We start from the raw sequence: 19361 nt of genomic DNA on the forward strand, positions 1-19361 counted from the left end.
TACCAATTACAGACTTTTTTCAAATATGTTAGGATATAGATTACGAACGGCTGCATCAGTAATGAGAGGGTCTCTCATCGCTTATGCAGCTGTTTTGGATGAATAAAGGAGGTAATAAATGGAAAACACATTAAATGCAAATGAATACATGGCAGAGGGACATATCGGAAAACTGATGATGAAATTCTCAATTCCCTGCATCATGTCTCTTCTTGTTTCATCCCTGTATAATATTGTAGATCAGATCTTCATAGGCAGGGGAATCGGCTATCTGGGAAACGGAGCTACCAACATCGTCTTTCCGGTGACCATAATCGCGCTTTCACTGGCTCTGCTGACAGGCGACGGATGCGCCGCATATCTCAGCATCTGCCAGGGCATGAAAGATGAAAAAAGAGCGAAAAAAAGCGTGGGCAATGCGGTCTCATTTATCATTGCCGTCAGCCTTATTTTCACTGTCCTGCTGGCATTTTCACAAAACCAGCTGCTCTGGGCATTTGGCGCTACAGAAGGCAATATCGGATATGCAGAGGAATATTTCTTCTATATTATCATGGGAATCCCGTTTTTCATGTTCGCCAACAGCATGAACTCTATTATCCGCGCTGACGGCAGCCCCCAGTTTGCTATGCTTTCCACTTTAATCGGCGCCATTATCAACGTAATCCTGGATCCGGTGGCGATCTTTGTGCTTCACTGGGGTATGGCCGGAGCCGCTCTTGCCACAATAGCAGGCCAGATCGTATCCGCACTCCTGGCCGCTTACTATCTGTTCCATACGAAAACATTTCACTTGAACCGGAACAGTTTTCTTCCGGACCTGAATATAATGAAAAATTTCCTTCCGCTAGGAATCAGCAGCTTTTTAACCCAGATTTCAATTGTAATCATCATGGCCGCCATGAACAACACCCTTGTGACATACGGAGCCCAGTCCAAATATGGGGCGGATATTCCCCTTACGGTGGTGGGCATCGTTATGAAAGTCTTTCAGATCGTCATTGCCGTCGTAGTGGGCATTGCCGCCGGTTCCCAACCCATTATCGGTTACAACTATGGTGCCGGAAAATACGCGCGGGTGAAGGAGATCTTTAAAACCATGATCCTTGCAGAAGCCTGCGTGGGCATCATCGCCACCATCTGTTTTGAAGCCTTTCCGCAGCAGATCATCTCCATCTTTGGAAGTGAAAGTGACTTATATAATGAATTTGCCGTTATGGCATTCCGTCTGTATCTGTCCACAATTTTATTCTGCTGCATCCAGAAATCCACCAGCATTTTCCTTCAGGCGCTTGGAAAGCCGTTCTTATCCACAGGACTTTCCCTTTTGCGTGATTTTATCCTCAGCGTTCCCCTGGTGCTGATCCTTCCCCGTTTTATGGGACTGACCGGTGCGCTGTATTCCGCGCCGGCGGCCGATGTGGTTTCCCTGATCGCAGTGCTCTTTGTATCAGGTCATCTCTTCCGCCATCTGAATCAAAGAGAATGCAGTTCAGCCATAAACGGCCCTTCTGAAGCCGAAGTCTGCCCTTCCAGGTAATTAATGATTTTTCTCCGCCGCTTTTTGCTTTGTAATGCCTTCCCACAGCCCAACCGCATAAGCGGCGCCTAATGCACGGTCGAATAATCCATAGCCGGCGGCCGGTTTTCTGCCGTTCCAGCCGTCCGGCCTTTTCTCGATTGTGATGGTGCCGTCCGGCAGAACCACTTCCTTCTCCGTCCATGCCTCATCCCATATCCTTCTGCCATGGTCCGGACGGAGATATCCGTCAAAATCCGTGTCGTGAAGGGCTCTCATAATCTCTCCCATATCCTGAGATCCGGATTCCGTCACATGGCCGGATTCATAAAAATCGCCGTTTTCTTCCAATTTGATATTTCTGAAATGGACAAATGGTATCTTTTTCTGTTTTCCGAATTCACGGATCATGGCCGGCAGATCATTATCCCAAGCGGAACCAAATGAGCCGGTACAGAAGGTTATTGCATTGGAAGGGCTGTCTATGTAACTGAGAATTCTCCGGTAATCCTCCACATTTTTAGCCACACGCGGAAGGCCGAATATTGGCCGCGGCGGGTCGTCGGGATGAAGAGCCAGAATGATTCCCGCTTCTTCTGCCACAGGCACAACCGCGTCCAGAAAATATTTAAAATTCTCCCAAAGTTCCTGTTCTCCGATATTTTTGTATGAATTCAAGAGTTCCTGCAGCTGCCCGGGCGTATAGTTGGTTCCCCAGCCCGGCAGGCTGATCCCTTTCCCGGGATCTATTTTTTGAACTTTTTCAATATCAAAGGATAAGCAGTCGGAACCATCCGGAAGCACATGCTCTAAATCGGTTCTGGTCCAGTCAAATACGGGCATGAAGTTGTAGCAAATGACCTTAATGCCGCATTGGGCCAGCATGCGGATGTTTTTCTTATAATTTTCAATCAGCGCATCTCTGGTATCATATCCTCTTTTGATGTCTTCGTGGACGCGGAAGCTGTCTACAAGCTCCAGCTTTAACCCATAGCTCTCCACCTGTTTTACTAAACCCCGGATTACGGATTCTTTCCATTCCACGCCCAGCGGAAGGTGATAAAGAGATGTCACAATCCCATAGATATTTGGAACCTGCGAATACTGCTTTAATGAAACAGGGTCTTTTTCGCCGTGCCAGCGCAGAATCAATCTCATTTTACTCATTTGCCATTCTCCTTTTATTGTGTATTATCAGCTGATAAACCGTTACTGTTCACGGCTCCTGGGGCCTCTGCCGTCTGGTGTGGTTCCGGGAGCCGTGAACAGTAACGCTAAACCAGCCTGTTACGATCATAATATCAGCTTAACTGCCAAATATCTAATATTTAATACAGATCAGGATAATAAGCCGTTCTTATCAAAATACCGGCTGTTTTCTTTCTCATGCGGGATGCGGCATCGCGCTCCTATAGCCAATAAAAACGGCCCTTCCGGTTTTCACCGGAAGAGCCGTTTTTCTTTAGGATTATTAATTATTCAACTGTAGCTGCAATTTCTTCAAGCTGTGAGAAGATCTTAGCATCATTTGCTTCAGAATCAGCTGCATTTAAATACTTAGGAACCATAGCCAGGTTGTTTAAAGCTTCAACAACATCTGTGTTCTCTGTTAACTGTTTTGTAACTGCTTCATATGCTGCAATTACTTCGTCTGGTGTATCTTTAGGGAAGTAGAATGAGAATTCGCAGTCAGGATATACATAATCTACGCCCTGTTCTTTTAATGTAGGAAGGTCTTTAACAGTTTCATATCTTTCAGCTGTAGGAACGCCTAAGCAGATGAAATCGCCTGATTCCACATAATCTTTTGCATTGCCGTATGCGCCTGGCATTAAGTCAACCTGTCCGCCTAATAAAGCTGCGATCTTTTCAGAGTTAGATCCAACGTCTACTAAATCAAGGTCGATACCAGCGGCTACTTCAAGACCTAATAATTCATAATATGTATAAGCGCCAACTTCTGTACAAGCCATTAATTTTCCAGGATTTGCTTTTGCCTGCTCTACAAAGTCGTTCCAATCTTTGTATTTATCAGCAGATACATATAACTGCTGTGCAGGTTCCAGACAGAATGTAGGTCCTAATTTAAATGCTGTATAGTTATAGTCTGTAACGCCTGCGATGTTCGCAACGTTAACAAGGTTATGTCCGTATAATACGGTGCATCCGTCTGCGGCTGCGTCAAGTACCTGGTTAGCTGCTACGGAACCTGATGCTCCGCCTGCATTCACTACGACTGCATCAAATCCAAGATCTTTTGCGTACTGAGCCCAAACACGTGCGGAAAGGTCTGTTGTACCGCCTGCGGAAGCAGGAACTACGATAGAGATGGTTGTGCCAGGTTTCCAATCAGATGCAGGAGCTTCTGCCTCAGCCTTTGTTTCGCCTTCTGCTTTTGTTTCTTCTGCCTTTGTTTCAGCTGCTGCCTCTGTCTTAGCTGCTTCTGTTTTCGCTGCCTGTGTTGCTTCGGTGGTCTTAGATCCGCCGCCGCATGCTGCTAAGCTGGCTACCATACCCGCTGCCAATACTGTTGCTAAAATTCTTTTCCTCATAATCTCTCTTTCTCCTTTAACTTGTTTTTATGTGAACCGGATGCCATTTGACCCGGCTGACACCTCTTATTTCGCTAAACTGCTTTTTGCCCGATAGGCTTTCCACTCTTTATAAATAGACCATACAAGAATACCGATTGCCAGTGCAAAGAATACGTCGAAGATCGGTCTCTTAAAGAACGCGCCGAAACTCTTATACTGCATCAGGCCACGTCTTAAATAGGTTTCAACCATCTCGCCGATCAGGAAGCAAAGTACAAACGGCGATACGGACATCTTGAATTTGGTAATCAGATAACCGATTACACCGAACAGAATGATGGACTGAACATCAAAAATCTTGTTGTTTGTTGCATAAGCGCCTACCGCACACAGCACCAGGATAAACGGCATCAAAATGTGTTTCGGAATTCTAAGTAACTGTACAAATCCTTTAATACCAAAGAATTCGATAAGCAGCATGAAGAAACTGCAAACGATACAAGCTGCAAAAATACCATATACGATATCTGCACTCTTTGTAAACAGAAGAGGGCCGGTTGACAAGCCGTGAATCAGGAATCCGCCTAACATCATAGCCGTAACGCCGTCTCCGGGAATACCCAATACTAAAAGAGGAATCATAGCGCCTCCGATGGTGGCGTTATTAGCCGTCTCTGTTGCGACGATACCGTCCGGACATCCTTTACCAAACTCTTCCGGATGCTTGGACATGTTCTTAGCTGTAACATATGACATCATACCGGATGTACTTCCGCCGATACCAGGAAGGATACCGATACCTGTACCGATTAATGCGGAACGAAATGCATTTGGTATCTGGTAAATGAATTCTTTCCAGCTGAAACCAAAACCTTTGATCTTATTGATCTTAACTGTTTCAAGAGCTTTTCCGCTTCCCATCTTCTCTGCGGTCAACAAAATCTCAGAAATTGCAAAAATACCGATCAGAGTAGGAAGTGTATCAAAACCTGCCAGCAAAGCCTTGCTGCCGAAGGTAAAACGCGGAATACCATCGATAGGAGCCATACCAACCATAGCTACCATAAGTCCCATCATACCGGACAAAATACCCTTTAACATGGAACCGGATGCCAGAACTGCCACCATGGTAAGCGCGAATACGGAGATTCCGAAGTTCTCGGCAGGTGTAAATTTCAATGCTACTTTAGCGATAGGCGGCGCTAAAAATGTCAGAACGATAAAGGAAAAGATACATCCGATAAAGGAGAATACAATTCCGTATCCAAGCGCTCTTCCCGCCTCGCCCTTCTGAGCCATAGGATAACCGTCAAATGTTGTTGCAATGGAAGATGCCGTACCAGGCATATTCAAAAGAATTGCTGAAATCAAACCACCGGAAATACCTCCGATATATACTGCTACAAGCAGATTTAACCCCAGTGAAGCATCCAGTGTAAATGTCAGCGGTAAAAACAAGGCTACGGCCATAGCTGCCGAAAGTCCCGGAATGGAACCAAAAATGATACCAACAGCAACGCCGGCTGCCATAAGAAGCAATGACTGTGGGGTGCTGATCGCTATAAAAGCAGAACCCAAATGACTTAATGCGCTCATAATATCCCTCCTATAAATTGATTGTGAATAAACCTGCAGGCAGAACGATCTTAAATCCATAACGGAATAAGAAGAAAACAGCAAATGTGAATACAATTGAAATCACTGTTAAAAACACAGGTTTTCTGCCGTCATCCGGCGCCAGCGTGTACATCTGCAACGGAAGATATACAATAGTGGAAATAATAAATCCAACTGGTTTCATCACAAACACATAGACAAGGATCAATGCGAAACTGATAAGAACTCTTCGGTAATCCGGTTTGTTCTCATCTTCTTCATACACCTTACCCTTATTACGGGCTAATTCTTTGACGCTCAGCACGGTAAGAGCCGCACCGAGTACAAGGGTCAGCCAGCCGATACAAAGCGGCATAAAATCAGGTCCGATCTCCATAACTTTGGAGGCCGGCAGGGCATATGAAGCTGCAATCATAGCCACTGACAGTAAGACAAAAAAGATACCAACTGTCAAATCACCATATTTTTTAATAAACATTTACTTTTCCCCCTAATTTTTCTCTTACGGGAACCCCCTAATGATTCCCGCAAGTCCAATTATAACGTAATCTGTTCAGTAAGTAAAATTAATTAATTTTATATTTTACTAAGAAATTCTAAGTGTGTTCTCATCGAACCAAACACGGTTTTTTGGAATCAAACTTCCAGTTTGGAATCAGATACTGCATGGCTTCCGCATCATTTCTATCGTGGTATGGAAGTTGGTTGTACAGTTTGTTCGCTTCCATAACCTTGTCCATGTTGATGGTAACGCCAAGTCCCGGCTTCGTCGGAACCTCCAGATATCCGTCTTTGATCTGAGGGGTATCATCCAACAGGTTCTGTCCGTCCTGCCAGATCCAATGAGTATCCAGAGCCGTCGGATTACCCGGCGCAGCAGCTGCCACATGGGCAAATGCCGTCAGCGTAATGTCGAAATGGTTATTGGAATGGCTTCCCCATGTGAGACCCCAGTCATTTAAGATCTGAGCCATGCGGACGCTGCCTCCGAATCCCCAGAAATGAGGATCTGCCAGCACGATATCCACAGATTTTAATGCCGCAGCATGGTAAAACTGTCTCCAGTCGGTTGCAATCATATTGGTTGCCACAGGAAGGTTAACTGCATTTTTAAATTCTGCCATGATCTCACGGCTGCTGAATCCCGCTTCCGGTCCGCAGGGATCTTCGATATAAGTGAGAACCCCTTCCATCGGTTTGCAGATACGGACTGCCTCTTCCAGGCTCCAGGCCCCGTTAGGATCAATATTAATCCGTCCTTCCGGGAACTGTTTTTTCAGGGCCTTGATGGCTTCCATCTCTTCAGCACCGGCTAAAACGCCGCCTTTTAATTTGAAATTTTTAAAACCATATTTATCGTTCAATGTGCATGCCTGCTCAACGATCCGTTCCGGTGTGAGCATCTCTTCACGGCGGAGTTTAAACCATGGGTCAACGCTGTAGCACTCATCCAGATAAGGGAGATCCGCTTTCTTTTTATCGCTTACATAGAATAAATATCCAAGCGTTTCAACCTTGTCTCTCTGTTTTCCGTCGCCTAAAAGTTCACACACAGGCAGATCCAGATACTGTCCTAACAGATCCAGCAGCGCACATTCAATTGCCCATTCTGCTTTTACCACGAATTTTAATTTACTGATATCAAGGCTCTGAATTCCCTCTCCATCATCTTCAGCTGATCTGGAAGATGCTTTATGGATGCTGTCCAAAATCTTGCGGTATGTACCAATCTGTTTCCCAACTACCAAAGGAATGCAGCTTGTCAGAGCATCACAGGTATAATCTCCGCCATGAATTTCACCGATTCCCGTATGTCCTGCACTGTCTTTCAGGATTACCAGGTTTCTTGTAAAAAATGGTCCGTGAGCTCCGCTCAATGTCATAAGCATGCTGTCATGTCCTGCAACAGGAATCACTTGCATATCAACTACTACGGGTGTACCTTTTTCCATATTTCCCTCCCTATTAATATAATCATTAAAGCTTTTTACATTCACTCACTATTCTGCTATAATAGTTACTAATGAATTCTCTCTAGGAACTATAGGTTTATTGTAATGTATTTTATGCATTTTTACCAATTAATAATTCTGATTGCTCCAATCGCATTTTCTAATAACGCCTATAGGGAAAAAATTATATACAGGAGGACACTGCATTGGATGTCAAATATTTAAAATACATCATAGCCATAGCAAAAAAGCGAAATATGACAAAAGCGGCGGAAGAACTCTACGTTTCCCAGTCATCCCTCAGCCAATATCTGACAAAACTGGAACAGGAACTGGGTACCCCCCTGTTCTACCGGGCAAAGGGTGAACTGACCCTGACTCCGGCCGGTGAACTCTATGTAAAAGCGGCGGAACAGGTCATTCATATACAAAAGGATCTCTATAAAGAGATTTCCAGTCTGGATCAAAAAGGTCACATTATGGTGGGAGTCACTTCCCAGTTCGCCCTGCGCATGCTGTCCGATATTATTCCAAAATTTAAAAAACAATATCCGGAAGTAACCATAGAAATCTCGGAAACCAATCCGCCAAATTTAACCAAAATGCTGGTGGAGGAAAATCTGGATCTGGGCATTATGGCCGCCATTTCCAAGGCTCCTTTCGATGACCAGATGGATATTCTCCGCACGGAAGAAGTCTATTTTGCCATTCCGGTGGACCATCCGTTCCACAGAGAACATCCTGACGGCCCGATTACCCCGGACGATTTTTTTACGCATTTTCACAACGATAATTTCCTGCTGGCTAAAAAGGGGTCCAGCATCGGCTATCTGGCAGACCAGGTCTTTGAAGCATGTCATTTTAAGCCCAGCGGCATGTGCGAAACCAACAGCATACTGACTACCAGAAGCATGGTTGCAAGCGGGGTGGGCGTCACGTTTATCGCCGAATCCTGCGCCGTCGACCGGGAGCATGTGGCATACTATTCCTTAGAGCCTAAGTTGACCAGATATAATGCGGTGGTAAGGAGGAAGAACTGGGTAATGTCGGAACCGGAACAGGTATTTTATGGGATGATAAAAGATTATTTTAAATAATAAGTTTTCTGATTTAGATGAATCTAATGCCAACGTAGATAGAAGATCAAAAATTCTTAATGTCATTGACACTAAAGTTTTTTAATAGATTAAGACCGCCTACCGATGAGGTAAGCGGTCTTAATACCATAAAACTACGCCTTCGCAGTTTACTAATGCTGCTTTTTCTAATACTGTATCCCTTTATCCAATCTGGATTTTGGCATGCAAATGTTGCCATAATATCTCTCTTGCACAATACTCAGGTGCAAATGCCCCCCAACCTATCAAAACAGTTATCTTGCCTTTTTAAGTTCGGATGTAATTTCAGCAGATCTTGTCCGTAATATATGAATTCTTTTTTCAATTTCTTGCTTTGTAGCTTCCATTCTTTCTGAAACTACATTCAGTTGGGCATTGGCTGCATCAAGTTTTTCTTGAACGGCTCTTTTTTCTTTACCCTTAAACCACCCCAGTGTGCCTTGCTTTGCTATCAAAGAATTAATATGCTCCTGAATATTTGCTTTTTCTGTTTCGCCAGGAATATTTTCCATTTCTTTTTCCAATGTAACAATTTGTTCAGCCAAAGATTTTCTTTCTGCCTCAAGGGAAACCTTTTCAGATGCGTGTTCTGCCCAGTAGGCATCAAAGCGCTTCTGCGCCTTTTCTCTTTTGATACGGTTCTTTTCAGCTTTTTTTGCGGCCTTCTCCATCGCTTTTACACTTTTAATAGCTTCTATTTTCTCTTCATAATCTCGTATTAACTGTCTACGAGCATTTTTAGCTTCATCTGTTAAACTCCATTCTTTATTCCAGCTTTTGCCCCAGCTGGTAATATTATAATCCCAAGAGCAAGAATCAATCGCTGCGTTATGAAGAAAAATTAAATTTTCATAACGCTGAATATCATCTTCATCATCTCTATCACAGAGAGAAATTGCCTTTTCAACAAGTAAGGTGCAATAGCCTACTCTTTCTATAAAAGTTTGCCATTCATATTTTCCTGCTCTATCATCCGAGTCATCTGGATCTCCATTATATTCTGGCCAAATAACATTCTGCCAAGCTTCCACAACTGACTGATTAATCTTGTTTGCAATAGGAGCCATAAGTTCCTCCATGGGAATAAGGGCTTTTGTTTGAGAAATGAATAGAACTATCGTATCTAGTAAGGATACTATTTCAGAGATTAATCCATTTGTTTCTTCCTCGTCGGGCCACTTTGCAAAATGATCCGCTCTCAGTGAAATCATCGCAACAGCTAAATTTTTAATCTGCTCCTTTGCTTCTTCTATAAGATCTTCCTTCACTTCGTCAGGTGCATTATTAATAGCCTTAATAAATGCAGAAACGCCTTCATCCAACCTTGAGTTCTGCAAAGAAGACTGCCACGCAGCCGCTTCACCTTTCAACATCCATGCTCTATAATTTGTTGGTTCTATTTCAATAACCTTGTTGCAATAAGCCTCTGCCTCCGCCTCATTACCAGCGTCTTTTGCACTTTTAGCTATTTCCATATAATTTTCAATCATGTGAGAATTATCAACACGAACTATGCCCTTAATTTCCTGGACTTTTTCCTTCAATCGATCTGCGCTGTGCTCCAAGCCACAACTATCACACACAGCAATACCCCCAACGCCCATTACGAGTTTTCCACCACAAATGTCACACACTAATGCTGCCATAGTTCTCCACCTCCACGGTATTACTTAAAAATCTTACATTTTTCGTTTCGCTCATCTAAAAGCATATTAAGTTCTAGGATAATTGCTAATTTGTTTACTGCACTTTTCAGTTCTTCAACCTTAGCCAAAATTTTATCCTCCAAATCCATCAACGCCTCATTGCTCATTGGATCAGAAAAATGGATTTTTTCTGCAAGCTGCATAAGTGCATTTTTTACATCAACATCATTTTCACTATCTGTAAGCAATTCAATATCGACTTGAAGCATTTTGATATAAAGTACCTTTTTCTCTACCTTTGCTTCCACTCGCTCACTTTCCTTCCCCCCTACATCGGCGGCAATCATACACACAGCAGAAATGCCGAGAACAATTGTACATACTACGATTGCACTCCAAATAGGGAGCGTAGGAACAAACATGAATATGGCGAACACAGCGGTCTGAATGAAAAGATATATGATACCGATATGAACAATTGTGAAACCGCGAAATTTACTTTTTAGCGTTTTCTTTTTTCCAAGGACTGATTTCCAAATTCCAATTTGTACGACAAAGGCTACAGCAGTGAATGCATATGTAATCCAAACTGTTCCCGTTTTTAAGTTTGGAACAGCGAATACGATAATACTAACCATAACAAACAAAATACCAAGTATTATACATCCTTTTGTTATATTCTTATCCATTAGCAGCCCTCCCTTTTCGTACCACATTTGGGGCAAAACTTCCCAGGCTTGATGAATTTAAAACCACATTTATAACAGATTTCAGGCAGAGCTTGGGGAGCTCCGCATTCATCACAAAACGCTGCTCCCGGCGTCAGCTCTGCACCGCATTGATCGCAAAATTTATTAGTTGCAGACTTAAACTGGACACCCTCTATTCCAGTAAAAGCTTCTGAAACTACTCCACCGACGATTCCACCTACAGTACCTCCAACACCTGCCATCATACCCAGTCCAATTCCCATATTTGCAAACTGTCCTACTGCTTCATTTTGGGCAGCGTCCTGTGCCACATCAAAACCACGCTCCTGCTGATAAGTGTAACCTTCCTGCATACGCTTTGTTGCCTGCGCCTGAGAATCAATAACCACTTTTTGTGCTTCGGTCTGGGCATAGATTACATCAGTTTGCTGTCGCAGTTTCGCTTCAGAAATATCTGCATACTGACGAAAATGCAGTTCTTTGAATCTTTCATATTGGGGATCCCCATCCGGCTTAACAATCGTAGTAACATAAAAGCGTTTTAGTTTCACACCATAATCAAGAAAATCCGGTACCAAACGAGTATGAATGTCCTCAGAGAACAAGTCAAGGTTTTCATCTATCTCAAAAATATTAATGGCATTGATCCGCATAGTCTGTGCGATGTAGGTCTTGACTTTCGTCATTAAAATACTGCGAAAATAGATCATGAGCTGCTGTCGATCCAATACTCGCTCTGTACCAACCAGCTTAACAAGCAATTTTCTGGAATCATCCACACAGAGAGTCATTTCTCCGCTTGCACCAATGGACAAAGGGAACTTGTATGTGGGTTCTACATACTGAACTTTACTGTCCGTTCCCCAGCGGATCGCCATCTGCTCCGTTTTATTGATGAAGTAAACTTCGCAGTGAAAGGCACTTTCCCCCTCCGTTGGAATGTTGATCAATCTACATAACAAAGGGATGTTCTGTGTTTCCAAGGTGTGCCTACCTGGGCCAAACAAATCCAAAGCTTTACCATTCAGAAAGAAAATAGCTTCTTGTGATTCGTGCACGATTAACTGTGTTGTTGTATTAAAATCTTCGCATGGATGCTTCCATATAAAAGTATTGTTATCACCCTCATATTTGATAATGTTGGCAATTTTCGCCATAGTATTGCCCCCTTATTTTTTCAATCCAATTGTGTAATCTTTTTATAGAAAAGCACAAAAGTTTATATTATTATATCATGGAACAACAGGGTTTTCTACGCTATTTGGTTAAGAAGTTTCCGAATTCAGAATAAAGGTAAATGCACCAATTTCACGCAAAATGGTACTGGTATTTCTGCCTAAGCTGATTCATCGGATAGTGTATTAGCAGATGACGTTTTGATCTCCTTGCAGAAGAACGATCCGTTGCAGAAAACCATCCACAAAAATCTGCAACATATGTAAAACCGCAAGACTGGGTCATTGAGCAGATCCAAAACTATAATCTTTACATTGAGGGACTATGGAAAGTTTGAAGTAAAAAAACAGTTACCTCAAAGAATTTGAAAAACATTTTTGAAACCGAAGTAATTGCCCTGTATGAGCTGATATTTGAATTGTAAGTTGTGAAAAAGCCTACATTTCCGTTTTTTTTCGGCAGTGTGGGCTTTGTGTATATATTTTTTATTATTCTGTTAGTGAAACAAAAGTTTTCGCAACTATTTTAACATTTTTTACAACACCAAACACCAAATCGGAATTGTCACCAAAGACAATATGGTTGACACCACCACGCACTTGGTGGCAAATTTATAATCTCCGTCATATTTCGCCGCCAAAATTGCAGTACTGCTTCCTGCCGGCATTCCGGCTAAAAGCACCGATACCCCTGTAATCAGCGGGTCCACGTGGCACAGCCTGCATCCGATCAGAGTCAGCAGCGGAATGACCACAAGACGGATAGCCGTATAAGCGAAGACCGTTTTACTGAGTATGGACTTCACATCCACTTCGGCGAGAATGGTGCCGATCAGGATCATGGAAAGCGGTGTGGTGCAGTTTCCCACAGACTTTATGGTGCTTCCCAAAAACTCAGGAAGAGGCAGCTGGGTCACCAGAAGAATTAAACCGATATAGACTGCCACAATACACGGATGCGTCGCCACCTTTTTCACCAAAGCCTTTTTGCTGCCGCTTTCGGTGAAATAGGAAAGCCCTGCCGACCACATAACAATTCTCTGGGGAATCAGGTACACGGAGGCGAACATCAGCCCTTCCGCTCCGAACACACCTTCCGTTATGGGATTACCCATGAAACCGGCATTGGAAACAACCGTTGCATACTGCAGCACCTTTTTCATTTTCCCATGATATCCGTTATAAAGAGTGTTTGCCATAATCATGCAGACCACCTGAATGCTGCACGCCACCAAAATGATAACGAGAAACCGTTTCAGCACGCTCAGGCTGAACTGCATCCGGAAGGAATTAATAATATTGCACGGAAGCACCAGTCCCAGAACCAGATCCGTCAGTATATTCTTCCCCTGTTCCGGCAGCGCCCCTCTTTTTCTCATTATCACCCCAACCGCCACCAGCAGGAACATGGTGCCCTGCAGGTTCAGCAAACTTCTCATTTCCATTTAATAATCCCTCCACCTGTCTTTTGCATTCGCTAATTCTATATTATATACATGCCTGAACCAATAGTAAATCATATTTTCTTTTTTACAGAGATTCGGGTGTCAAAAAGTCTTGCCCCTGCAAATTGTCTGAATTGTTTGTCAGGGTTCGGAATTAAGGAATCCTAAGACTGTCGGATTTTGCTAAAAGCGAGACGAAAATGCAGAACTCGCTACGCTCAGACATGCTGTCATTTTCGTCTCAACGCAAAATCCGGCAGTCTAAGGATTCCTAAATTCCTGCACATGCAAACAATTCAGACAATTTGCAGGGGCAAGACCTTTTGACACCCGAATCTTACAGAGAAATGGCGAAGCATGCATTAGGGGGGCACGCTCCGCCAGAGGAAAAGTAATTGCCTATCCATTTATATTTTAGTATAATGATGGAATAGCTTTTATAATCAATTTGCAACGTATGATAGGAGACGCCATGAATGTTCAGCAGTTGGAATACATTATAGAGATCGCCAAAGAAAAAAATATCACACGTGCCGCTAAAAATCTGTTTATATCCCAGTCCAATTTAAGTCAATACCTGGCGAAATTGGAAAATGAACTGGACGTTCCGCTTTTTATCCGCCACAGAAATGAACTGGTTCTCACCGATGCCGGCATGGAATACGTAGAAGCCGCCAAAGAAGTGATCCGGATCAAAGAGAATCTCTATGCTAAAATTGCCGAGGCCTCGAAAAACAGGCATATCACGCTGGGCGTTTCTTCTCAGTGGGGAATGAACCTTTTATCCGATGTTCTTCCGCGTTTTCGTACCATGATGCCGGGAATTTTGCTGGATGTTTCTGAAGGCCCAACTCAAAAACTCATCCCTCAGCTCAATGAAGGACTTCTGGATTTTGCCTTGATCTCCACCCATAAATGCAGCGATCCGCTGAACCATTTAGAAGTTTTAAAGGAGGAGGCCGTATTTCTTGCACTCCCCGCTTCTTATGCAGCTTCCCGTCAGATATCGGAAGATATGTCGGGCGAAGAAGCGCTTTCAAAACTCACCGATACCGGCCTGATTCTTTCGCAAAAAAGAACCGCTCTCCGTGAAATTTCGGATGAAATCTGCTCACAACATCACTTAAACGCCGCCACCGTATGCGAGATCAACAGCATGCCAATGACCGTTAAGCTGGTTGCCAAAGGAATGGGAATTGGATTTGTCCCTCAGTCCTGCATCAATCAGGAACTGCCGGTTATCTATCTGTCCCTGTCCTCCAACGCCCGCCGTTATCAGGCAATTATCTACCGTAACCAGATGATTCTCCATTCGGCAGAACAGACAATTCTAAAGCTCATACACGAATTTTCCCAGAACAATTATGATCTATAATTAATTGTTCCCTTATATTATAATAAATCAGCCGATTATTTACCAATTCATTATAATAATGCCGCAATCACATTTATTAATACCTTGTATCAATATTCACATCGGAGGAACCTCCCGGCTTTTGTATGGCCGCAGGCCATGCAAGAATATGCTCACTCTGAACAGTTACAATACCTTATTTGCAGGCTGCATACATGTCAGCCCAGCCCCAGTTTCTGCAAAAGAATACAGAATGCAGGAATCGTCACCATGGAAAGCAAGGTGCTTAAAACCGTACATTTCGATGCGAAATCTGCATCCCCGTCATATTTTGATGCCAAAAGCGTGGTCGTCGCTCCCGCAGGCATTCCAGCCAAAACCACCGAAATTCCCAATATCAGCGCGTTCACATGAAGAGCCAGACCGCCGGCCAGCACCAGACCCGGAACCAAAATCAGGCGCACAAAACAATAATAGGCATTGTCCTTACTGAAAACTGTTTTCAGATCCGCTTCTGCAATCACAGCTCCGATGGTTATCATGGACAGCACGGTTGTGCATCCGCCCACGCTTCTCAGCGATTTTTCCAAAATAACAGGCAGAGTGATCTGGGACAGCATCAGTAAAAATCCGATCTCAACCGCAATGATACAGGGATGGGACGCCAGATTTTTAATCACATCTTTTCTGCTGGATGACGTAAAGCAGGCCAGTCCGGCAGACCATAAGAACAGCCGGGCCGGAATCAGATAGACCGACGCATACAAAAGTCCTTCCGAACCATAGATTCCCTCCACCACCGGATTTCCCAGATACCCGGCATTGGAACAGATCGTTCCGTATTCCATCACCTTTTTCCGTTTGCCCTTAACGTGGGGATACAGCACTTTACTTAGCCCCAGCTGCATCATCTGAATCACAAACGCCAGCACAAATATCTTGCCCGTGGAGATGAGCAGGTCGAACGACATTTCCACATAAAAGGAAATGATAATATTACACGGCAGGATCACATTAATAATCAGATCCGTCATGCTCTTTCTGCCTTCCGGCGTCAGAATCCCGGCCTTGGTCACAATAAGCCCCAAGCCCATGAACAGAAATAACATACATTGTAAATTTAAAAGATTCGTGAAATCAATCATACTCCCTCTCCTTTTTAAGGCGATTTCTTACGGAAAGACACTGTGTTTACCGATGTCTGACATCCCCTCTTTCTCCGTTTTCCCATACAGACGTATCTATGGCTTTGCAGAATATCAGAGGATGTCATCGCACAGGCTTTTTCATTCTGAGGAAAAGAGAAAGGGCGAAACATGTATTAGGGACATGCTTCGCCGGGGAAAAGTATTTCTTTTCAAGATAAGCAGATGCCTTCTTGAATATGATTAGCAAGCAACAGTCTTAATAAATACCGGCTTGTTAACGGGCCATGTTGGCTCTTTGCCTGACAAAACCAGGTCAATCTGTGAAGCGGCCTGAGTTGCCATGAGCATCATGCATTCTTCTGTGTTGGATGCCATGTGCGGCGTTACGCTAACATCTTCAAAGGACAATAACGGGTTATCCATGGCAGGCGGTTCCTGGTTAAATACATCCGTAAACACCCCTGCAATCTGTTTTTCTTCCATAGCGCGGATCAGCTCCGGTTCATTGACCACTTCGCCGCGGGCACAGTTGATAAAATATGCCGTAGGCTTCATCATGCCAAACTCCTTTGCTCCGATAAATCCATGATTTTCCTTTGTAAGGGGCATATGTAACGTAACGAAATCAGCAGTTTTAAACGCAGTTTCCCAATCCACCAGCTTCACATAATCGGGAACATTTTCCTGTTTCGCATAGGGATCATATGCGATAATGTTCATCTCAAATCCGAGACGCGCTTTTTTCGCAACCGCTCTTCCGATCCTCCCGAATCCGATCACCGCCAGGGTCTTTCCGATCAAATCCACGCCTTTATGGTTGTTTTTATAGAAGAAATTGTTCTCCTTTAACGCCTTGTTCAAAAGAAATGTTCTTTTAGAAGCCGCAAGAATGGCGCCTAATGTGAACTCTGCCACTGAATTCGTGGTGGAATCCGGGGCATTGGTCACCCATATGCCCAATTCATTGGCAGTATCCAGATCCACATTGTTGTATCCTGCTCCATGTCTTGCAACAATTTTCAACTTTTTTCCGGCTTCCAGCACGGCTTTCGTCACCGGGGCGGTGCGCAGGAGGATCGCGTCGCAGTCCTCCACATCGCGGATCAGATCTTCTTCTGCCGCTCCTGTGCCCATCTTTATCTCATATCCTTGTTTCAGCAGGAACTCTTTTCCTTCTATTGCGATGTCCTGGGGAATTAACACTTTATAAGCCATATTTTCTCATCCTATCCTTTTCATTTTACAACATCTGGGTTGTTACCGCCGTTTTCGCTTTCTTTTCCTTTCCGATCTGTACGGAATATACAAAACCGATAAATACAATACCTATCACATCGGTCATGGTGCCGGGTACCATCATGCAGATACTGCCGGCCAGCACCAGAATCGTCTGCAGCCATGATAAATTGCCTTTGAAATATCTCTGAACTGCAGTTGCCAGCCCGTAAGAACCGATCAGAGCCGTTGCGATAGCCATGATGATCTCAAGTGTGGTGCCCTGCCCGATTAATGCAGGGTTAATGCAGAACATAAACGGCATCAGGAAGCCGGCCAGACTGAGCCGCCATGCAGTCAGCCCCGTCTTCATGGAATCCGCTTTGGCGATACCCGCGGCGGTATAAGCCGCCACCGCAACCGGAGGAGTCACATTTGCCATAATTCCAAAGTAGAATACGAAGAAATGAGCCGCAATTTTAACTACTCCAAGTTCCTCCAAAGCAGGTACGATCAACGTTGCCAAAAGCACATATGCCGCCGATGTAGGCATTCCCATTCCCAAAATCACGCTTGTCAGCATGGTTAAGAAGAGAAGCAGGAACACATGACCTCCTGATAATGCGATTAACAGCGAAGAAAGTTTATAGCCAATACCTGTCAGCATCAGAATTCCAACGATAATGCCTGCCGTACCGGTTGTCAGTGCCACGCTTACCATGCCTTTGGACGAACCTGCAATCAGTTTCACAACATCCCAGAATTTTCTTCTTTTTCCAGGATATAAAAGCATGATCAGAACCAGGAAAACGATGGAAAAGAACGCCGATTTCTGTGCGGAATAACGGACGCCTACAAGCAGGAATACAAGCAGTACCAGAGGAAGCAGAAGGAACCATCCATTTTTCAGTTCTTCCTTAAAATTAGGAAGCTCTTCTTTCGACTGGCCCCGCAGGTCATTTTTAAGCGCCTCTAAATCAATCATCATGAACAATGCGATATAGAACAGGATGGCCGGTATGATTGCCGCTACCAAAACCTGCTGATAAGACCCGATATAATCAGCCATGATGAAAGCCGCCGCGCCCATGACGGGAGGCATCAGCTGGCCGCCGCTGGAAGCCGCCGTCTCAACAGCTCCGGCAAATTCCGGTTTAAATCCGCTCTTTTTCATTAGCGGAATGGTAAATGATCCCGTACCGACTACATTGGCTACCGCGCTTCCCGAGATCGTACCAAACAAGCTGCTGGCTACAACCGCCACTTTCGCAGGTCCGCCTCTGAATCCGCCAAGAAGAGACTGGGTCAGACGGATGAACACGTCTCCGGCCCCGGACGCTTCCAGAACGCCGGCAAAAATTACGAATACGGATACGTAGATGGACGAAACTCCCAGGGGAGTTCCGAAGATACCATTCGTTCCCTTAAACAGCAGTTCTGTGATACGGCTCCAATTATATCCCCGATGCGCGATTCCCTGCGGAAGCTTAGGCCCTAACAGTGCATACAGAATACAGAGAATCGCAATGATTGGCATTGCCGCTCCAACCACTTTCCATGTAAAATATAAAAGCATAATTACTAAAAGTGTTCCCAGCACCATGTCAATATTCGACATGGTACCGCTTTGTTTCCACATATCATTGGCTATGGAATAGGAATATATTCCGATTACCGCCAGGATTCCGATAAAAATAATCTGATAAATCAATTTGCCCGTATTATTTTTAAATTTGAACAGGTCATAACACAGTGGAACCAACATCATGCTCATCACAAGATGGATGATCCTGTGCTGATAAGAAGGCAATGCCCCGAAAAATGATGTATAAATATGAAATAACGCTAATGTCAGACCGATAACAAGGATTGCCGCTTTTTGAATCTTCACCTTAATATCTTCTTTTCCGGTCTCATTTCCCATATCC

Annotated in this window: 15 protein-coding genes; 3 read left to right on the plus strand and 12 right to left on the minus strand. The window is 44.0% G+C overall.

Features of this window, described 5'->3' with window-relative positions; all coding sequences use genetic code 11:
- Positions 1-118 precede the first annotated feature (118 nt).
- Positions 119-1540, plus strand: a complete 1422-nt coding sequence (locus C0033_RS20320) for an MATE family efflux transporter (RefSeq protein ID WP_103229738.1) — start codon at positions 119-121, stop codon at positions 1538-1540.
- On the opposite strand, the gene C0033_RS20325 is transcribed toward C0033_RS20320, so the two are convergent.
- The 5 genes from C0033_RS20325 to C0033_RS20345 all read right to left on the minus strand — a co-directional run bounded on the left by C0033_RS20325 (position 1541) and on the right by C0033_RS20345 (position 7622).
- Positions 1541-2677: a mannonate dehydratase gene (locus C0033_RS20325; RefSeq protein ID WP_180994835.1), complete on the minus strand. Its 1137-nt coding sequence runs from the start codon at positions 2675-2677 to the stop codon at positions 1541-1543.
- 317 nt (positions 2678-2994) lie between these two features.
- Complete coding sequence (locus C0033_RS20330; RefSeq protein WP_103229740.1) at positions 2995-4071, minus strand: tripartite tricarboxylate transporter substrate binding protein; 1077 nt, start codon at positions 4069-4071, stop codon at positions 2995-2997.
- A 66-nt stretch (positions 4072-4137) separates the two neighbouring features.
- Positions 4138-5649 carry a tripartite tricarboxylate transporter permease gene (locus C0033_RS20335; protein WP_103229741.1) on the minus strand — a complete coding sequence of 504 codons (1512 nt, stop codon included), beginning with the start codon at positions 5647-5649 and terminating at the stop codon, positions 4138-4140.
- Between the two features lie 10 nt (positions 5650-5659).
- The gene (locus C0033_RS20340) at positions 5660-6148 is read right to left on the minus strand and encodes a tripartite tricarboxylate transporter TctB family protein (protein WP_103229742.1); all 489 of its coding nucleotides are present in this window, start codon (positions 6146-6148) and stop codon (positions 5660-5662) included.
- A gap of 130 nt (positions 6149-6278) precedes the next feature.
- Positions 6279-7622 (minus strand): enolase C-terminal domain-like protein, encoded by a 1344-nt coding sequence (locus C0033_RS20345; protein ID WP_103229743.1) that lies wholly within the window; start codon positions 7620-7622, stop codon positions 6279-6281.
- Between the two features lie 206 nt (positions 7623-7828).
- Between C0033_RS20345 and C0033_RS20350 the strand changes: the two genes are divergently transcribed.
- Complete coding sequence (locus C0033_RS20350; protein ID WP_103229744.1) at positions 7829-8719, plus strand: LysR family transcriptional regulator; 891 nt, start codon at positions 7829-7831, stop codon at positions 8717-8719.
- A gap of 275 nt (positions 8720-8994) precedes the next feature.
- Here C0033_RS20350 and C0033_RS20355 read toward each other — a convergent pair whose 3' ends face one another.
- The 4 genes from C0033_RS20355 to C0033_RS20370 all read right to left on the minus strand — a co-directional run bounded on the left by C0033_RS20355 (position 8995) and on the right by C0033_RS20370 (position 13716).
- Positions 8995-10386, minus strand: coding sequence for a hypothetical protein (locus C0033_RS20355; protein WP_103229745.1), 1392 nt, complete (start codon positions 10384-10386; stop codon positions 8995-8997).
- 20 nt (positions 10387-10406) lie between these two features.
- Positions 10407-11075: a hypothetical protein gene (locus C0033_RS20360; protein ID WP_103229746.1), complete on the minus strand. Its 669-nt coding sequence runs from the start codon at positions 11073-11075 to the stop codon at positions 10407-10409.
- Positions 11075-12253 (minus strand): SPFH domain-containing protein, encoded by a 1179-nt coding sequence (locus tag C0033_RS20365; RefSeq protein ID WP_103229747.1) that lies wholly within the window; start codon positions 12251-12253, stop codon positions 11075-11077. The genes C0033_RS20360 and C0033_RS20365 overlap by 1 nt, the downstream gene beginning before the upstream one ends.
- Positions 12254-12807: 554 nt before the next feature.
- On the minus strand, positions 12808-13716 hold the full coding sequence (locus tag C0033_RS20370) for an AEC family transporter (protein ID WP_103229748.1): 909 nt from the start codon (positions 13714-13716) through the stop codon (positions 12808-12810).
- Between the two features lie 457 nt (positions 13717-14173).
- Between C0033_RS20370 and C0033_RS20375 the strand changes: the two genes are divergently transcribed.
- Complete coding sequence (locus tag C0033_RS20375; RefSeq protein ID WP_103229749.1) at positions 14174-15091, plus strand: LysR family transcriptional regulator; 918 nt, start codon at positions 14174-14176, stop codon at positions 15089-15091.
- A 197-nt stretch (positions 15092-15288) separates the two neighbouring features.
- On the opposite strand, the gene C0033_RS20380 is transcribed toward C0033_RS20375, so the two are convergent.
- The 3 genes from C0033_RS20380 to C0033_RS20390 all read right to left on the minus strand — a co-directional run bounded on the left by C0033_RS20380 (position 15289) and on the right by C0033_RS20390 (position 19357).
- Positions 15289-16215: an AEC family transporter gene (locus C0033_RS20380; protein ID WP_103229750.1), complete on the minus strand. Its 927-nt coding sequence runs from the start codon at positions 16213-16215 to the stop codon at positions 15289-15291.
- A 243-nt stretch (positions 16216-16458) separates the two neighbouring features.
- Positions 16459-17433: a hydroxyacid dehydrogenase gene (locus C0033_RS20385; protein ID WP_103229751.1), complete on the minus strand. Its 975-nt coding sequence runs from the start codon at positions 17431-17433 to the stop codon at positions 16459-16461.
- Positions 17434-17458: 25 nt separating this feature from the next.
- Positions 17459-19357, minus strand: a complete 1899-nt coding sequence (locus C0033_RS20390) for a TRAP transporter permease (protein ID WP_103229752.1) — start codon at positions 19355-19357, stop codon at positions 17459-17461.
- Between the last annotated feature and the right edge of the window lie 4 nt (positions 19358-19361).

This window comes from Clostridium sp. chh4-2 (assembly GCF_002899675.1).
In the GTDB taxonomy this organism is placed as follows: Bacteria; Bacillota; Clostridia; order Lachnospirales; family Lachnospiraceae; genus CHH4-2.